At 69.2% G+C, this 13,972-nt stretch carries 10 protein-coding genes; 6 read left to right on the top strand and 4 right to left on the bottom strand.

Annotation, left to right across the window (positions count from 1 at the left end; all coding sequences use genetic code 11):
- Window positions 1–5: 5 nt before the first annotated feature.
- From ACIA1L_RS24770 to ACIA1L_RS24750, 5 genes are all read left to right on the top strand, one after another.
- Window positions 6–2,366, top strand: a complete 2,361-nt coding sequence (locus tag ACIA1L_RS24770; RefSeq protein WP_396075277.1) for a putative bifunctional diguanylate cyclase/phosphodiesterase — start codon at window positions 6–8, stop codon at window positions 2,364–2,366.
- Between the two features lie 167 nt (window positions 2,367–2,533).
- Complete coding sequence (locus ACIA1L_RS24765; RefSeq protein WP_396075276.1) at window positions 2,534–3,457, top strand: sugar phosphate isomerase/epimerase family protein; 924 nt, start codon at window positions 2,534–2,536, stop codon at window positions 3,455–3,457.
- 12 nt (window positions 3,458–3,469) lie between these two features.
- On the top strand, window positions 3,470–5,554 hold the full coding sequence (locus ACIA1L_RS24760; RefSeq protein ID WP_396075275.1) for a PQQ-dependent sugar dehydrogenase: 2,085 nt from the start codon (window positions 3,470–3,472) through the stop codon (window positions 5,552–5,554).
- A gap of 129 nt (window positions 5,555–5,683) precedes the next feature.
- Window positions 5,684–6,808, top strand: coding sequence for a hypothetical protein (locus tag ACIA1L_RS24755; RefSeq protein WP_396075274.1), 1,125 nt, complete (start codon window positions 5,684–5,686; stop codon window positions 6,806–6,808).
- A gap of 73 nt (window positions 6,809–6,881) precedes the next feature.
- A complete protein-coding gene (locus ACIA1L_RS24750) occupies window positions 6,882–7,652 on the top strand; it encodes a hypothetical protein (protein WP_396075273.1) in 771 nt (256 codons plus the stop codon).
- Window positions 7,653–7,657: 5 nt separating this feature from the next.
- Here ACIA1L_RS24750 and ACIA1L_RS24745 read toward each other — a convergent pair whose 3' ends face one another.
- Genes ACIA1L_RS24745 through ACIA1L_RS24730 form a run of 4 tightly spaced genes read right to left on the bottom strand, consistent with a single transcriptional unit; the run spans window position 7,658 to window position 12,396 of the window.
- The gene (locus tag ACIA1L_RS24745; RefSeq protein WP_396075272.1) at window positions 7,658–8,653 is read right to left on the bottom strand and encodes a TIGR03842 family LLM class F420-dependent oxidoreductase; all 996 of its coding nucleotides are present in this window, start codon (window positions 8,651–8,653) and stop codon (window positions 7,658–7,660) included.
- 8 nt (window positions 8,654–8,661) lie between these two features.
- Entirely contained in the window at window positions 8,662–10,146 is a 1,485-nt protein-coding gene (locus ACIA1L_RS24740) for a CoA-acylating methylmalonate-semialdehyde dehydrogenase (protein ID WP_396075271.1), read from the bottom strand.
- A 10-nt stretch (window positions 10,147–10,156) separates the two neighbouring features.
- On the bottom strand, window positions 10,157–11,560 hold the full coding sequence (gene hydA / locus ACIA1L_RS24735; protein WP_396075270.1) for a dihydropyrimidinase: 1,404 nt from the start codon (window positions 11,558–11,560) through the stop codon (window positions 10,157–10,159).
- Complete coding sequence (locus tag ACIA1L_RS24730) at window positions 11,557–12,396, bottom strand: nitrilase-related carbon-nitrogen hydrolase (RefSeq protein ID WP_396075269.1); 840 nt, start codon at window positions 12,394–12,396, stop codon at window positions 11,557–11,559. Before ACIA1L_RS24730 ends, hydA begins: the two co-directional genes overlap by 4 nt.
- Window positions 12,397–12,582: 186 nt before the next feature.
- Here ACIA1L_RS24730 and ACIA1L_RS24725 point away from each other — a divergent pair, with 186 nt between their 5' ends.
- Window positions 12,583–13,956 (top strand): PLP-dependent aminotransferase family protein, encoded by a 1,374-nt coding sequence (locus tag ACIA1L_RS24725; RefSeq protein ID WP_396075268.1) that lies wholly within the window; start codon window positions 12,583–12,585, stop codon window positions 13,954–13,956.
- Window positions 13,957–13,972: the final 16 nt, after the last annotated feature.

Raw genomic sequence — 13,972 nt, 5'->3', positions numbered from 1 at the left:
GGTGGGTGGCCGATCGGGGCGGCATGGCCGAGGACGGGCGCGCACCCCTGCGCTATGTGTGGATCGTCACCGGACTCGTGCTGGCCAGCTGGGCCTGGTTCGCGGTGTGGCGGACCACCGGGCTGGGGCCGGTCGCCCTGGGTTATGTCGCCGTGCCGCTGGGCGGGATGGTGGCGATCATCGCCCTGTGCCGGCTGTGGCGGGTGGTGCGCGACGATCCGTACACTCGGCGGTTCTGTCGGTCGTTGATCATCGGTGCCGGTTTCATGGCTATCGGTTTCTCGATCATGGCGCACAACGCGTTCTTCGAGTCGGTGGGCGACGACCCGCCGGACATGACGATCACGGCTGCGATCTGCGTGGCGCTGGGTTTTGCCGCGGCGATGTGGGCGGTCGGCCGGGTGCCGGTCGACATCACGGGCAGCGGCGAACGGCGCCGGATGAACCTGGACCGCATCATCGCCTTCCTCGGGTGCGCCACCCCGCTGTGGCACTTCGGCCTCGCGCCGATGATCACTGCTGCCGAGCGGTGGAGCGTGCAGACACTCGCCACGATCGGCATGGCGTTCCTGATGTCGATCGCCGGCATGACGAAGGTGGCGTACCTCAGCCGGGGTCCGGTGGACCGGACGGCGATGCGCCTGGTCGCGGCGATCGGCCTGACCGCCACCGGGGTGGCCGTGCTCGCCACCCGGCTCGGCGACGCGGGCGGCCCGCCCTCGCAGGCCATCGTGCTCCCGCTCGGCCCGCTGCTGCTGGTCCTCGCCGTACGGGCGCAGTGGAATGCGGCACTCGGCCGCCGCCGGACCTCGCGGCGTTCCTCCTACCTGCTGCCGTACCTGGCGGTCGCCGCGGTTGACCTGCCGCTGATCGCGGTCGCGTTGGGTGATCTGCGCTGGACCGACCGGCTCGCGTTGGGCGCGGCGGTGGTGGTCAGCGTGCTGGTGATCGTCCGGCAGTTCCTGGCGTTCCGGGACAACTCCCGGTTGTTGAGCAACATTCGGGCGCACGAGGAGCGGTTGCAGCACGAGGTCAGCCACGACGGTCTGACCGGGCTCAGCAACCGGGCCCGGTTCCGCGACCAGTTGCACGACGCTCTCGGCACGGGTGAGGTCGTCACCGTGCTGCTCGTGGACCTCGACGACTTCAAGACGGTCAACGACTCGCTGGGGCACGACGTCGGCGATCACTTGCTGGTGTCGCTGGCCGACATGCTGCGCGCGCAGGCGGGCACGGATGGCCTGCCCGTACGGATCGGTGGGGACGAGTTCGCCGTGCTGCTGATCGGCGGCAAGGTGGTGGGCGAGACGGTGGCGCAGCGGATCCTGGATGCGCTGACCGAGCCGATCAGCGATCACCGGCTGCTCGTGCAGGCGAGCATCGGCATCGCGACGGCGACGCCGGGTGCCTCGGTCGATACCGTGTTGCGCGAAGCCGACGTCGCCATGTACGCGGCCAAGCAGCGCGGCAAGGCGGCGTACGTGCGCTATCTGCCCGGAATGGCGCAGCCGGTGACGGCGCACATGCGCCTCGGTGGCGAGTTGCGCAAGGGGTTGTCGCAGGGCGAGTTCGAGGTGTACTACCAGCCGATCATGGACCTGCGCACGGGCAAGCTGGTGGGCAACGAGGCGCTGGTGCGCTGGAACCACCCGGAGCGCGGCATGGTGCCGCCGATCGAGTTCATCCCGGCTGCCGAGCGGACCGGTCTGATCATGGATCTCGGCCGGTTCGTGTTGCGCGAGGCCTGCCGGCAGACGGCCGCCTGGTTGACCGAGTTCGGCCCGGACGCGCCGCAGCACGTGGCCGTCAACGTGTCGGCCCGGCAGTTGCACGACCCGGACTTCGTGGGTGACGTCCTGGCCGCGCTGCGGGACACCGGTCTGACCTCGGACCACCTGGTCTTGGAACTGACCGAGTCGGCCGTGCTGCGCGGCAACCAGGTTTCGCGCGCACTGCACGATCTGGACCGGGCGGGCGTCCGCCTCGCGCTGGACGATTTCGGTACGGGGGAGTCGTCGCTGAGTCTGCTGCGAGCCTTCCCGGCGGCGATCGTGAAGCTCGACAAGTCGTTCGTGGACGGTCTCGAGTTCGAGGAAGTGGACGTGGTGTGTCGGGACGCCCGGCAGGCCGTGGCCCGGGCGGTGATCCAGCTGGCGGGTGCGCTGCGGTTGGAGTCGGTGGCCGAGGGCATCGAGAACGAGGAGCAGGCGGAGCAGCTGCGGGCACTCGGTTACGAGTACGGCCAGGGTTATCACCTCGCGCGCCCGATGCCGGCGGCGAAGCTGGCGGAGCTGCTGGTGGCCCAGCGTCGGACGGCGGGCCCGGCCGCGGCGCCGGTTCAGCAACCTGTGGTCGCCGCGGGCTGAGGCCCACCGAATGCCCCGGTTGACGGGGACTTGCGCATTACCCGGTCGAAACTTTTGCATCTTTCGAAGATTCTTTTGTCCACAGAATCGAAACCTGTGGTTATCTGTCTGCGAAGAATCTCGATGCATGTCGATCCCGCACCATCGACCGGGAGGCAGTGCCAGCGATGCAGAACGAGTCCACCGTCAGCCGCCGCCACCTACTGGGCGCCGCCGCCGCGGGCGCGGCAGTCCTCGGCACCACCGCACTCTCCGGCGCACCCGCCGCCGCCGTCGCAAGCGGCGCCCGTCCGTCGCGGGTCCCGCTGGACCGGATCAGCGTGCAGCTCTACACGCTGCGCAATCAGCTCGCCATCGACCTGGACGGCAGCCTGGCCGAGCTTGCCGACATCGGCTACACCCGGGTCGAGCATGCCGGCTTCGTCGGACGGACGGCCGCCGAGTTCCGGGCCGCACTGAACCGGGCCGGCCTGCACGCCACCTCGGGACACGCCGGCATTCCGCAACCGTTCGACGAGGCCTCGTGGCGTAAGACCCTCGAAGACGCCCTCGTCGTCGGCAACAAGTACATCGTGCACCCGTACTTCGGTGGCCGCGCCGACGGCTCGCCGATCCGCGACGGTGCCGTGTACCAAGCCTTCGCCCGTGACCTCAACAAGGCCGGCGCGCTCGCCGACGAGTACGGCCTCAGCTTCGGCTACCACAACCACCAGAACGAGTTCGCCCGGCAGGACGGCGGCACCCGGACCGGTTACGACATCCTGACCCGCGAAACGGACCCGGGGCTGGTCCACCTCGAAGTGGACCTGTTCTGGGCCTTCCGCGGCGCCCGCGACCCGGTCGACCTGATCGGCGAGAACCGCGGCCGGATCAAGCAGGTGCACGTCAAGGACCTCTCGCACACCGGCACGTTCGCCGACCCGGGCGCTGGACTGATCGACTTCGCGCGCATCTTCGAGCGCTCCCGGGAGGCCGGGCTCGTGGAATACATCGTCGAGCGGGACGACGCGGGCAGCCCGCCGCGCACCCCCGCGGACGCGCTGGTTACCGCGGAAGTCGGCTACGACTACCTCGCAAACCTGCGGTTCTAGAAAGGAGTGCCGATGAAGCGTCCGCTCGCCGCCGTACCCGCGCTCGCGCTCGTTGTCACCGCGCTGACCGTGCCGGCCACCGCGGCCCCGGCCGCCCCCGAGGTCGCGGCACCGCCGCCCGACTCGCAGTTCCAGAAGGTCACCCTCAACGACTTCCCGGGCGAGCCCATCGCGCTCGCCGTCCTGCCGGACCAGCGGGTCCTGCACACCGCCCGCAAGGGCGAGGTCCGGATCAACGACCCGAAGAGCGGCCGCAATGTCCTCGCCGCCACCATTGCGGTCTATCAGCACGACGAGGAGGGCGTGCAGGGCATCGCGGTCGACGCGAACTTCGCCGCCAACAAGTGGGTCTACGTCTACTACTCGCCCAAGCTGAACACCCCCACCGACGACCCGTCGACGCCCACCGTGAACGAAGGCGACGCGCCGGAGACCGGCACCGCCGCCGACTTCGCGAAGTTCAAAGGCGTCATGCGGCTGTCCCGCTTCAAGCTGACCGGCAACACCCTCGCCCTGGGCAGCGAACAGCGGATCCTCGACGTGCCCACCGACCGCGGCATGTGCTGCCACGTCGGCGGCAAAATCGACTTCGACGCGGCCGGCAACCTCTATCTGTCCACCGGCGACGACACCAACCCGTTCGCCTCGGACGGTTACGCACCGCTGGACGAGCGCCCCAACCGCAACCCGGCCTTCGACGCGCAACGCACCGCGGGCAACACCAACGACCTGCGCGGCAAGATCCTGCGGATCAAGGTGAACAGCAACGGCACCTACCGAATCCCGTCGGGCAACCTGTTCACGCCGGGGACCGCGTACACCCGCCCGGAGATCTACGCGATGGGCCTGCGCAACCCGTTCCGGTTCGCCGTCGACAAAGGCACCGGCGTCATCTACGTCGGCGACTACTCGCCGGACGCCCAGCTGCCGAACCCCGCCCGCGGACCGTCCGGCCAGGGCCGCTGGGCGGCCATCGACAAGCCCGCCAACTACGGCTGGCCCTACTGCGTCGCCCCGGACAAGCCCTACGTCGACTACGACTTCGCCACCCAGGCCTCCGGCGCGCCGTTCAACTGCGCAGCCCCGGTGAACGACTCACCCCACAACACCGGCAAGCGCGAGCTCCCCCCGGTCGAAAAAACCGAGATCATCTATGGGTACGGCCTCAGCCCCGAATTCCCCGAGCTCGGCGTCGGCGGCATCGGTCCGATGGGCGGCCCGGCGTACGACTACCGCGAAGCCAACACGTCAGCGACCAAGTGGCCCGACTACTACGACGGCAAGCCCCTTTTCTTCGAGTGGACCCGCGACTACGTCAAAGGCCTCACCCTGGGCGCCGGGAACCAGGTCACCGGCATCGAGCCCGTCCTGCCGTCGATCATCTTCGACAACCCGATGGACCTGGAGTTCGGCCCGGACGGCGCTCTCTACGTCCTCGAGTACGGCGACGGCTACTTCTCCGAGAACCCGGAAGCACAACTCGCCCGGATCGACTACGTCCGCGGCAACCGCAGCCCGCAGCCCAAGGTGACGGCAACCCCCGCCAGCGGCGAGGCGCCACTCACGGTGACCTTCTCCAGTGCGGGCACCATCGACCCGGATGGCGACACCCTGCGCTACGCCTGGGACTTCGACGCCGACGGCGTGGTCGACTCCCGTCAGCCGAACGCCGTGCACACCTTCGCGGCCAACGGCAACTACCGGCCCACCCTCAAGGTCACCGACCCGACGGGCCGCTGGGCCGCCGCCGAGGTGCTGCTCCCGGTCGGCACGGCCGCCCCACAGGTCACGTTCGTGCTGCCGACCGACGGCCAGCCGTTCGAGTTCGGCGACACGGTCCCGTTCCAGGTCACCGTCGTCGACGACCAGCCGGTCGACTGCTCCCGCGTCACCGTCACCTACATCCTCGGCCACGACCAGCACGGACACCCGCTCTCCACGGCGTCCGGCTGCACCGGCTCCATCACCACCTTCGTCGACGGCGGCCACGCCGGCGCCGACAACCTCAGCGCGGTATTCGTCGCCGAATACACCGACACCGGCACCCCGCCGCAGAGCGGCTCGGCGACCGTTGTCCTGTATCCGCCGGAAGACTGACCAGTTGAGCGGCACCCGGCCGGCCCAGCCCTGGGTCGGCCGGGTGTCTCATATGCGACCGGCTTCATCGACCCTCTTCATTTCCTCGCTACCGTCGAGGCGGATTGCAGGGCGACCGGGGAGGGACACGTGTACACGAAGCTGGCCCAGGACATTCTCAAGACGCTGCCGGTGACCGAGGCAGAACTGCGCAAGGAAGCGCGGCTGCCAGCCGACGAGGAACTGCGCGACCGCCTGACAAAGGTCAAGACACTCGACGACCTGCTCGACGCGCTGCGGTCGCTGGAGTTCGTGGTGGCGGCCCGTAACGCGCTCACGCTGTCGAAGTACGCGTGGACGGAGCCGCTGATCAAGCAGGAGGACCGCAGCGCCGACGTCCGCCAGCAGGCGATGGTGTTGTACAAGGCGTACCGCAGCGTGGCGGCGAAGGTTGCGCCGGTGCTGGCGGGTGGGTTGCCGGGAGTGCCCGCCGAGTCGGCGGAGCTGCTCAAGGCCAAGGCGGACTTCGCCACGGTGGCCGGCCGGATCACCGTCGACACCGGCGAGAATCAGCCCGGCACGGCCGACTACCTGGGCGTCATCCATCAGATGGTGCTGCTCTGCCTCGCCGTCACCACCCGCGGCGCGGACGGCCGCCGGTTGCTCGCCGGGCTGGCCGCCAGCCCGAAGGCGGCGATCATCATCGACCTGCGGCACAAACTCAACCCGTCGAGCCTGCTCGCGTACGGCCCGGACGGCTCCGACAGCCAGTACGCGAAGCCGGCCGCTCCGCTCACCGGGGACATCCCCGCCTCGACCCGGGGCGCCGGATCGCGCAGCTACCTCGGCGCCCCGGTCTGGTTGGACGGTGAAATCGACAGCACGGAGGCTGGCTCGCAGCTGTTCAAGAAGTACCTGTCGGTGGACCGGGCACACGAGCGGATCCTGCTGGGTAGCCTGTCCTTCGGCGAAGGCAAGTTCGCCTTCTTTTCCCCGCTGCGGATCGAGCTCATGCACGAGCTGCTGCATGTGTTGCACAACGCCCAGGGCACCAACCGGGCCGCCGTCAAGCTGACCGGGGGGCTGACCACCGCGCTGTGGACCAACGGCGAGGAGTACGCCACGATCGCCGGTGGCGACCTCACCGAAAACGCGCTCGGTGCGGAGATCGGCCTGCCGGACCGGTACGGGCACTCCGGCCTGTCGCTGGACTTCCTCAGCGCGAAATCCGAAGCCGCCGTCGACAGTCTGGCGAAACTCAGCCGGATTCCCTGAAAGGGCGAGACCGGCGGGGTGACTCCCGGCGTTTTGCTCACGGACCGACGCGGTTTCCGCCACGCTGGAAGGTGTGGAGGTGCACCGGGCGGCGTGGTGGTCGCAGTTCCTGGAACAGTCGGACCGTTTCGACCGGGCGTACCTGGTGGAGGGGTTCAGCGACCTGATCAATCCGCTCATCAAGGCACCCTTGCTGCGCCGTGAGGTGGAGATCGCCGCGGACACGGTGATTCGCTATCTGGAGCGGCCGACCAGCGAGGAACGCCAGGAGCAGGCCCAGGACGCTGTCGAGCGACTGGGCCGCACCCTGGACCGGATCGAGGGCAAGTCCACCGGCGGAGCTATTTCCACCGACGAGGCGGCGATCATTCTGGCTGCCCTGCGTGGCGATTACGGGGAGGCGGCGGCCGGAGCTGAACCGTTAATCGGTTCGGTGAAGTTGCGCAAGCTTTTCGTCACCGCGCTGCGGCTGGAGCGGTTTGACATTCCGATGACGCTGCGCCTGCTCGACGGCGGGCAGAGTCCCGAGGAAGCGGTCCGGTCCGGCCACCTGATCGGCAAGTACAGCTGGTGGCCGTCGTGGCTGCTGCGCATCGTCACCGAGCGGGCGTTGTCCGGCACGCTCGACGTGGAGACGGTCACGGCGCTGGACAAGTGCGCGTATGCGGAGCTGACCCCGATTCAGGCCAACGTGGCCCGCAAGCTACTGAGCAGCGGCAACGAGGGCCTGATCAACACTGCGGCCGAGCGTTTGGTCAGTCTGGGGGAGCCGGACGCCGCCGTCCGGCTGCGCGAGGGCGACATCACCGCGGTCGCCCTCGCTGCCCGGCTCGTCTCGATGTAGCTGCGTCAGCTCAACGCCGGAACAATGCTCTTTCCGTACGCTTCCAGCGTGTTTTTCTTGTCGTCGTGTTGCAGGTAGAGGGCGAACTGGTCCACGCCCAGCGCACGCAGCTCTTCGAGCCGGGCCAGGTGGTTCTCGACCGGGCCGAGGATGCAGAAGCGGTCCACCACCTCGTCGGGCACGAAGGTGGCGTGGGAATTGCCGGCTCGGCCGTGTTCGGCGTAGTCGTAGCCTTGCCGGCCCTTGATGTAGTCGGTCAGGACCTCAGGCACCGCGCCGTCCGCGCCGTAGCGGGCGACGATGTCGGCGACGTGGTTGCCGACCATGCCGCCGAACCAGCGGGTCTGGTCGCGCTGGTGGGCGAGGTCGTCGCCGACGTAGGCGGGCGCTGCCACGCAGAACTTGATCGCGGCCGGGTCGCGGCCCGCCTTCTCGGCGGCGGTCCGGACCGCTTTGATCATCCAAGCCGCGATGTCCGGGTCGGCGAGCTGCAGGATGAAGCCGTCACCCACCTCGCCGGTGAGGGCTAAGGCCTTGGGACCGTACGCGGCCACCCACACGTCCAGCTTGCTGTTCTCGGCCCAGGTGAACCGCAGCTCCCGATCGCGCAGGGTCACGGTTTCCCCGCTGGCCAGCCCGCGGATCACGCCGACGCTTTCGCGGAGCTGGCCGAGGGTGTTCGGGGTGAGGCCGAGGACGCGCAGGGCGGAGTCGCCACGGCCGATGCCGCAGATGGTGCGGTTGCCGTACATCTCGTTGAGGGTGGCGAACTGGGAGGCGATGACGGTCCAGTCCCGGGTGCCCGGGTTGGTGACCATCGGGCCGACGATCACCCGGGATGTCTGGGCGAGGATCTGGCTGTAGATGACGAACGGCTCCTGCCACAGCACGTGCGAGTCGAACGTCCACACGTGGCTGAAACCGAGTTCCTCGGCCCGCTTCGCCAGCGACACCAGCTCGCCGCTGGGTGGGTCGCATTGCAGGACGACACCGATGTCCATCTGTTGCCTCACCGTACTTTCGGGAAGCCGAGGTCGACCTCGGACGTGGCCGGGTCGGGCCAGCGGGAGGTGACGACCTTGGCGCGGGTGTAGAACTGCAGGCCTTCGGGGCCGTACATGTGCAGGTCGCCGAAGAGGGACGACTTCCAGCCGCCGAAGCTGTAGTAGGCGACCGGCACCGGCACCGGCACGTTGACGCCGACCATGCCGCACAGCACGTCGTACTGGAACTGCCGGGCTGCGCCGCCGTCGCGGGTGAAGATGGCCGTACCGTTGCCGTATTCGTTGGTGTTGACCAGGTCCAGGGCCTGTTCGTAGGTGTCGACCCGGACCACCGCGAGCACCGGGCCGAAGATCTCGTCGGTGTAGAGCGGCGAGTCGGTCGGCACCCTGTCCACCAGCGAGGCGCCGAGGAAGAAGCCGGGTTCGTCGCAGACCGGGGCGTCGCGGCCGTCGACGACGATCTCCGCGGTGCCGGGGTCGGCGAGGTAGCCGGCGACCTTGTCGCGGTGTTCGCGGCTGATCAGCGGACCCATCTCGGCGGACGGGTCGGTGGCCGGGCCGACCGCGATCCGGCCGACCCGTTCCTTGATGGCCTCGACGAGCGGGTCCGCGCTGGCGCCGACGGCGACAACGACGGACACTGCCATGCAGCGTTCGCCTGCGGAGCCGTACCCGGCGCTGACCGCGGCGTCGGCGGCCGAGCCGATGTCCGCGTCCGGCAGCACCACCATGTGGTTCTTGGCGCCGCCGAGTGCCTGCACCCGCTTGCCCAGCTTGGTGCCGCGCTCGTAGACGGCCTGCGCCACCGGGGTCGAGCCGACGAAGGACAGCGCCTGCACGTCCGGGTGGTCGATCAGCGTCTCGACGGCCTCCCGGTCGCCCTGCACCACGTTGAACGCGCCGTCCGGCAGCCCGGCCTGGCGCAGCAGGTCGGCCAGCAGCAGCGAGACCGACGGGTCTTTCTCGCTGGGCTTGAGCACGAACGTGTTGCCGCAGACCAGCGCGTTGCACAACATCCACAGCGGCACCATGGCCGGGAAGTTGAACGGCGTGATGCCGGCGACGACGCCGAGCGGCTGGCGGATCGAGTAGACATCCACTCCGGAGGAAGCCTGCTCGCTGTAGCCGCCTTTGAGCAGGTGCGGCGCGCCCGCGGCGAACTCGATGTTCTCGATGCCGCGGGCCAGCTCGCCCGCCGCGTCGGCCACGGTCTTACCGTGTTCGGCGCTGATCAGGGACGCGATTTCCTTGCGGTTGGCGTCGACCAGTTCGCGGAAGCGGAACATGACTTCCGCGCGGCGGGACAGCGACGCTGCCCGCCAGCCCGGGAATGCCTTCTTGGCCGAGGCGATCGCGCGGGCGGTCTCCTCCGCGGTCGCGGCCACCACGTACGCCTGCTGTTCGCCCGTCGCCGGGTTCCACACGGGCAGCTGTCGGCCGCTCGTGCCTTCGACGGCCGTACCGTCGAGCCAATGCCTGATCTCTTGCACGGTGGTTCTCCTACAGCAGATAGTCGGACAGGCCGCGGGGGACGTACTTGCCGCGGCCGGCGCGGCCGGTGTATTCGCCGCCGGAGCTGATCACCTCGCCGCGGGACAGGACGGTGTCCACCTTGCCGGCGATCTCCCAGCCCTCCCAGGCAGAGTGGTCCATGTTCATGTGGTGCGTCTCGGCGCTGATCCGGGTCCGCCCGTTCGGGTCGTAGAGCACGATGTCGGCGTCCGACCCGGGCGCGATGACGCCCTTCTTCGGGTAGAGGCCGAACATCCGGGCCGGAGTGGTCGCGATCGTCTCCACCCACCGGGCGAGCGACAGCTTGCCGTCGACCACGCCTTGGTAGAGCAGGTCGACGCGGTGCTCGACGCTGCCGATCCCGTTCGGGATCTTGGAGAAGTCGCCCCGGCCCAGTTCCTTCTGGTCCTTGAAGCAGAACGGGCAGTGGTCGGTCGAGACCACGGACAGGTCGTTGGTCCGCAGTCCCTGCCACAGGTCGGCCCGGTGCGTCTCGTGCTTGCTGCGCAGCGGCGTCGAGCACACCCACTTGGCGCCCTCGAAGCCCGGCGCGCCGAGCTGGTCCTCCAACGTCAGATAGAGGTACTGCGGGCAGGTCTCGGCGAACACGTTGCGGCCCAGGTCGCGGGCGTTGCGGACCTGCTCGAGCGCCTTCGATGCGCTGAGGTGCACGATGTAGAGCGGGCAGTCGGCGGCCACCGACGCGAGCCAGATGGCCCGGCTGGTCGCTTCCGCTTCCAGCTCCTGCGGCCGGGTCAGGCCGTGGTTGATCGGGTCGGTCTCGCCGCGCTCCAGAGCCTGCTTGACGAGTACGTCGATAGCCGGGCCGTTCTCCGCATGCATCATGATCATGGCGCCGTTGTCCCGGGCCTTCTGCATGGCCCGCAGGATCTGGCCGTCGTCGGAGTAGAACACCCCCGGGTACGCCATGAACAGCTTGAAGCTGCTGATGCCCTCGTTCGCGACCAGGTAGTCCATGGCTTTGAGCGACTCGTCGTCGACGCCGCCCAGGATCATGTGGAACGCATAGTCGATGTGGCAGTTGCCGCCGGCCTTGCCGTGCCACGCCGCGAGCCCGTCCTGGACCACCTCGCCGTACTTCTGCACCGCGAAGTCGACGATCGTGGTGGTGCCGCCGATCGCCGCAGCCTTGGTGCCGGTGTCGAACGTGTCGCTGGCGTGGGTGCCGCCGAACGGCAACTCCATGTGGGTGTGCGCGTCGACCGCGCCCGGGATCACGTACTTGCCGGTGGCGTCGATGATCTCGGTGCCCTCGGCCGGCCCTCGTCCGGGCGCGTAGATCGCGGCGATCGTCTCGCCGTCCACCAGCACGTCCGCGGCGACGGCGCCGGTCGGCCCGACGACCGTCCCGCCCTTGATCAGGATGCTCACGGTTGCACCAACCCGTCGTACGCGTCCGGGCGGCGGTCCCGGTAGAACTGCCAGCGGTCGCGGACCGTCTTGAGCAGGTCCATGTCGAGGTCGCGGACGATCAGCTCGGGCTTGTGGGTGTCGCCGACCTCGCCGACGAACTTGCCCTCCGGGTCCACGAAGTAGGACTGGCCGTAGAAGTCGTTGTCGCCGAGCGACTCGACGCCGACCCGGTTGATCGCGCCGACGAAGTATTCGTTGGCGACCGCACTGGCGGGCTGCTCGAGCTGCCACAGGTACGAGGAGAGGCCGCGGCTGGTCGCCGACGGGTTGAAGACGATCTCGGCGCCGTTGAGGCCGAGCGCCCGCCAGCCCTCCGGGAAGTGCCGGTCGTAGCAGATGTAGACGCCGACCTTGCCGACCGCCGTGTCGAACACCGGGAAGCCGAGGTTGCCGGGCCGGAAGTAGAACTTCTCCCAGAAGCCGTTCACCTGCGGGATGTGGTGCTTGCGGTACTTGCCGAGGTACGAGCCGTCGGCGTCGAGCACGGCGGCGGTGTTGTAGAGGACGCCGGGCTGCTCCTGCTCGTACATCGGCAGGACCATGACCATGCCCAGCTCGGCCGCGAGGGCCTGGAAGCGCTCGGTGATGGGGCCGGGGATGGACTCCGCGTACTCGTAGTAGGCGGCGTCCTGGACCTGACAGAAGTAGGGGCCGTAGAACAGCTCCTGGAAGCAGATCACCTTCGCACCCTGCGCGGCGGCTTGACGAGCGTAGTCCTCGTGCGCCTTGATCATCGATTCCTTGTCGCCCGTCCACGTGGTCTGGACGAGAGCGGCTCGGACCACCCTGCTCATGTCTGTCTGCCCTCTCCGTAGATCCGTCGGCCTCGGTGGCGTGAGTCACGCTTAGATGGTGATCTCCTTCACCCTCTGTCATCCTCCCCGTGCTGTGCTTGACATCGGGGGCCGATGTCGTAGGACACTAATGACACAGCGCCAGGCGGACAATGGTTCGCGTGTTACCAAATGTTCGGAGACAGCATGCTCGGGCTCATCGCGGACGCGGTCGACGACCGCAGTGCCCGGGGCATCGCGGCTGCCGTCAGCCGACTCGTCAGCGCCGGCGATCTGCCTACGGGTGCCCGCCTGCCCACCGTCCGCGACGTTGCACGGACCCTCGGTGTCAGCCCGACCACGGTCAGCGAGGCGTGGCGCAGTCTCGCCCGCGCCGGGGCGATCCAGACTCGCGGCCGATCCGGCTCATTCGTCGCCGTTCCCACCCTGCCGCGGCGCCGACTGCGCTACGCCCGGCTCGCCAACAGCCTCGGCAACGTTGCCCGAGATTTCTCCACCGGCGTGCCCGACTACGCCCTGCTGCCCAGCCTCACCGCAGCCCTGGCGCGCGTCGGTGACGCTCAGCTCACCACGAGCTACCTCGACGCGGCCGTGCTGCCCCAGCTGGAAACCGTGCTCCGCCAACGCTGGCCGTACGCCCCCGAGCGGTTGACCGTCGTCGACGGCGCCCTCGACGCCCTCGACCGGGTCATCGCCGCCCTCATCCGCCTCGGCGACCACGTCCTCGTCGAAAATCCCACCTTCCCGCCCGTGCTCGACCTGCTCGACGCTGCCGGCGCCACCGTGATCGGCGTGCCGATGGACGAGCACGGCATGTGCCCCGACGCGCTCGGTGCGGCTTTGACGACCTACGACCCGGTGGCGGTCTTCCTGCAACCGCGGGCACACAACCCGACCGGCGCCGGGCTCAGCGCCCGCCGAGTCGCCGACCTGGCCGCCGAACTGGCCGCGTACCCGCAGGTCACCATCGTCGAGGACGACCACGCCGGCGCCATCTGCACCGCGCCGCCGGTCAGCCTCGGCACCCGGCTGCCGGACCGGACCGTGCACATCGCCGGCTTCTCCAAGAGCCACGGCCCCGACCTGCGGCTCGCCGCCCTGGGCGGACCCGCCGGCGTGATCACCGAGGTCGCCGACCGGCGCCTGCTCGGCCCCGGCTGGTCCAGCCGGCTGCTCCAGGCCGTCCTCCTGGACCTGCTCTCGTCACCCGAGGCGGCGGCGCAGATCGAAACCGCCCGAGACACGTACGCCCAACGCCGCGCGACCATGCTCCGCGAGCTGGCCGACCGCGGGGTGCAGGCCACCGCGGGCGACGGCATCAACCTCTGGCTGACCGTCGACGACGAGCACGCCGCGCTGCTCTCCCTCGCCGCACACGGCATCGCCGTCGCACCCGGCTCGCCCTTCGGTGTCACGCCGCTCGGCGCCGCGCACGTCCGCATCACCGTCGGCCTGATCCACGACGACCACGCCGAACTGGCCGACATCTTCGCCGTTGCCGCCCGTGCGGGATCGGGCGGCAACGGCCACAGCCGCCCGCACCCCCGCGGCTGGCGCTAGCAGCATCCGACCCACC

Origin of the sequence: Actinoplanes sp. NPDC051859 (assembly GCF_044452725.1) — a bacterium.
Classification (GTDB): Bacteria; Actinomycetota; Actinomycetes; order Mycobacteriales; family Micromonosporaceae; genus Actinoplanes.
Note: the sequence above shows the minus strand (reverse complement) of the source record. Positions and strands in the feature narration are given on the sequence as shown.

Coding starts and splice junctions, on each gene's coding strand:
- ACIA1L_RS24760 (WP_396075275.1), top strand. CDS start 3,470: ATGAAGCGTCCGCTCGCCGCCGTACCCGCGCTCGCGCTCGTTGTCACC.
- ACIA1L_RS24730 (WP_396075269.1), bottom strand. CDS start 12,396: ATGAGCAGGGTGGTCCGAGCCGCTCTCGTCCAGACCACGTGGACGGGC.
- ACIA1L_RS24765 (WP_396075276.1), top strand. CDS start 2,534: ATGCAGAACGAGTCCACCGTCAGCCGCCGCCACCTACTGGGCGCCGCC.
- ACIA1L_RS24745 (WP_396075272.1), bottom strand. CDS start 8,653: ATGGACATCGGTGTCGTCCTGCAATGCGACCCACCCAGCGGCGAGCTG.
- ACIA1L_RS24725 (WP_396075268.1), top strand. CDS start 12,583: ATGCTCGGGCTCATCGCGGACGCGGTCGACGACCGCAGTGCCCGGGGC.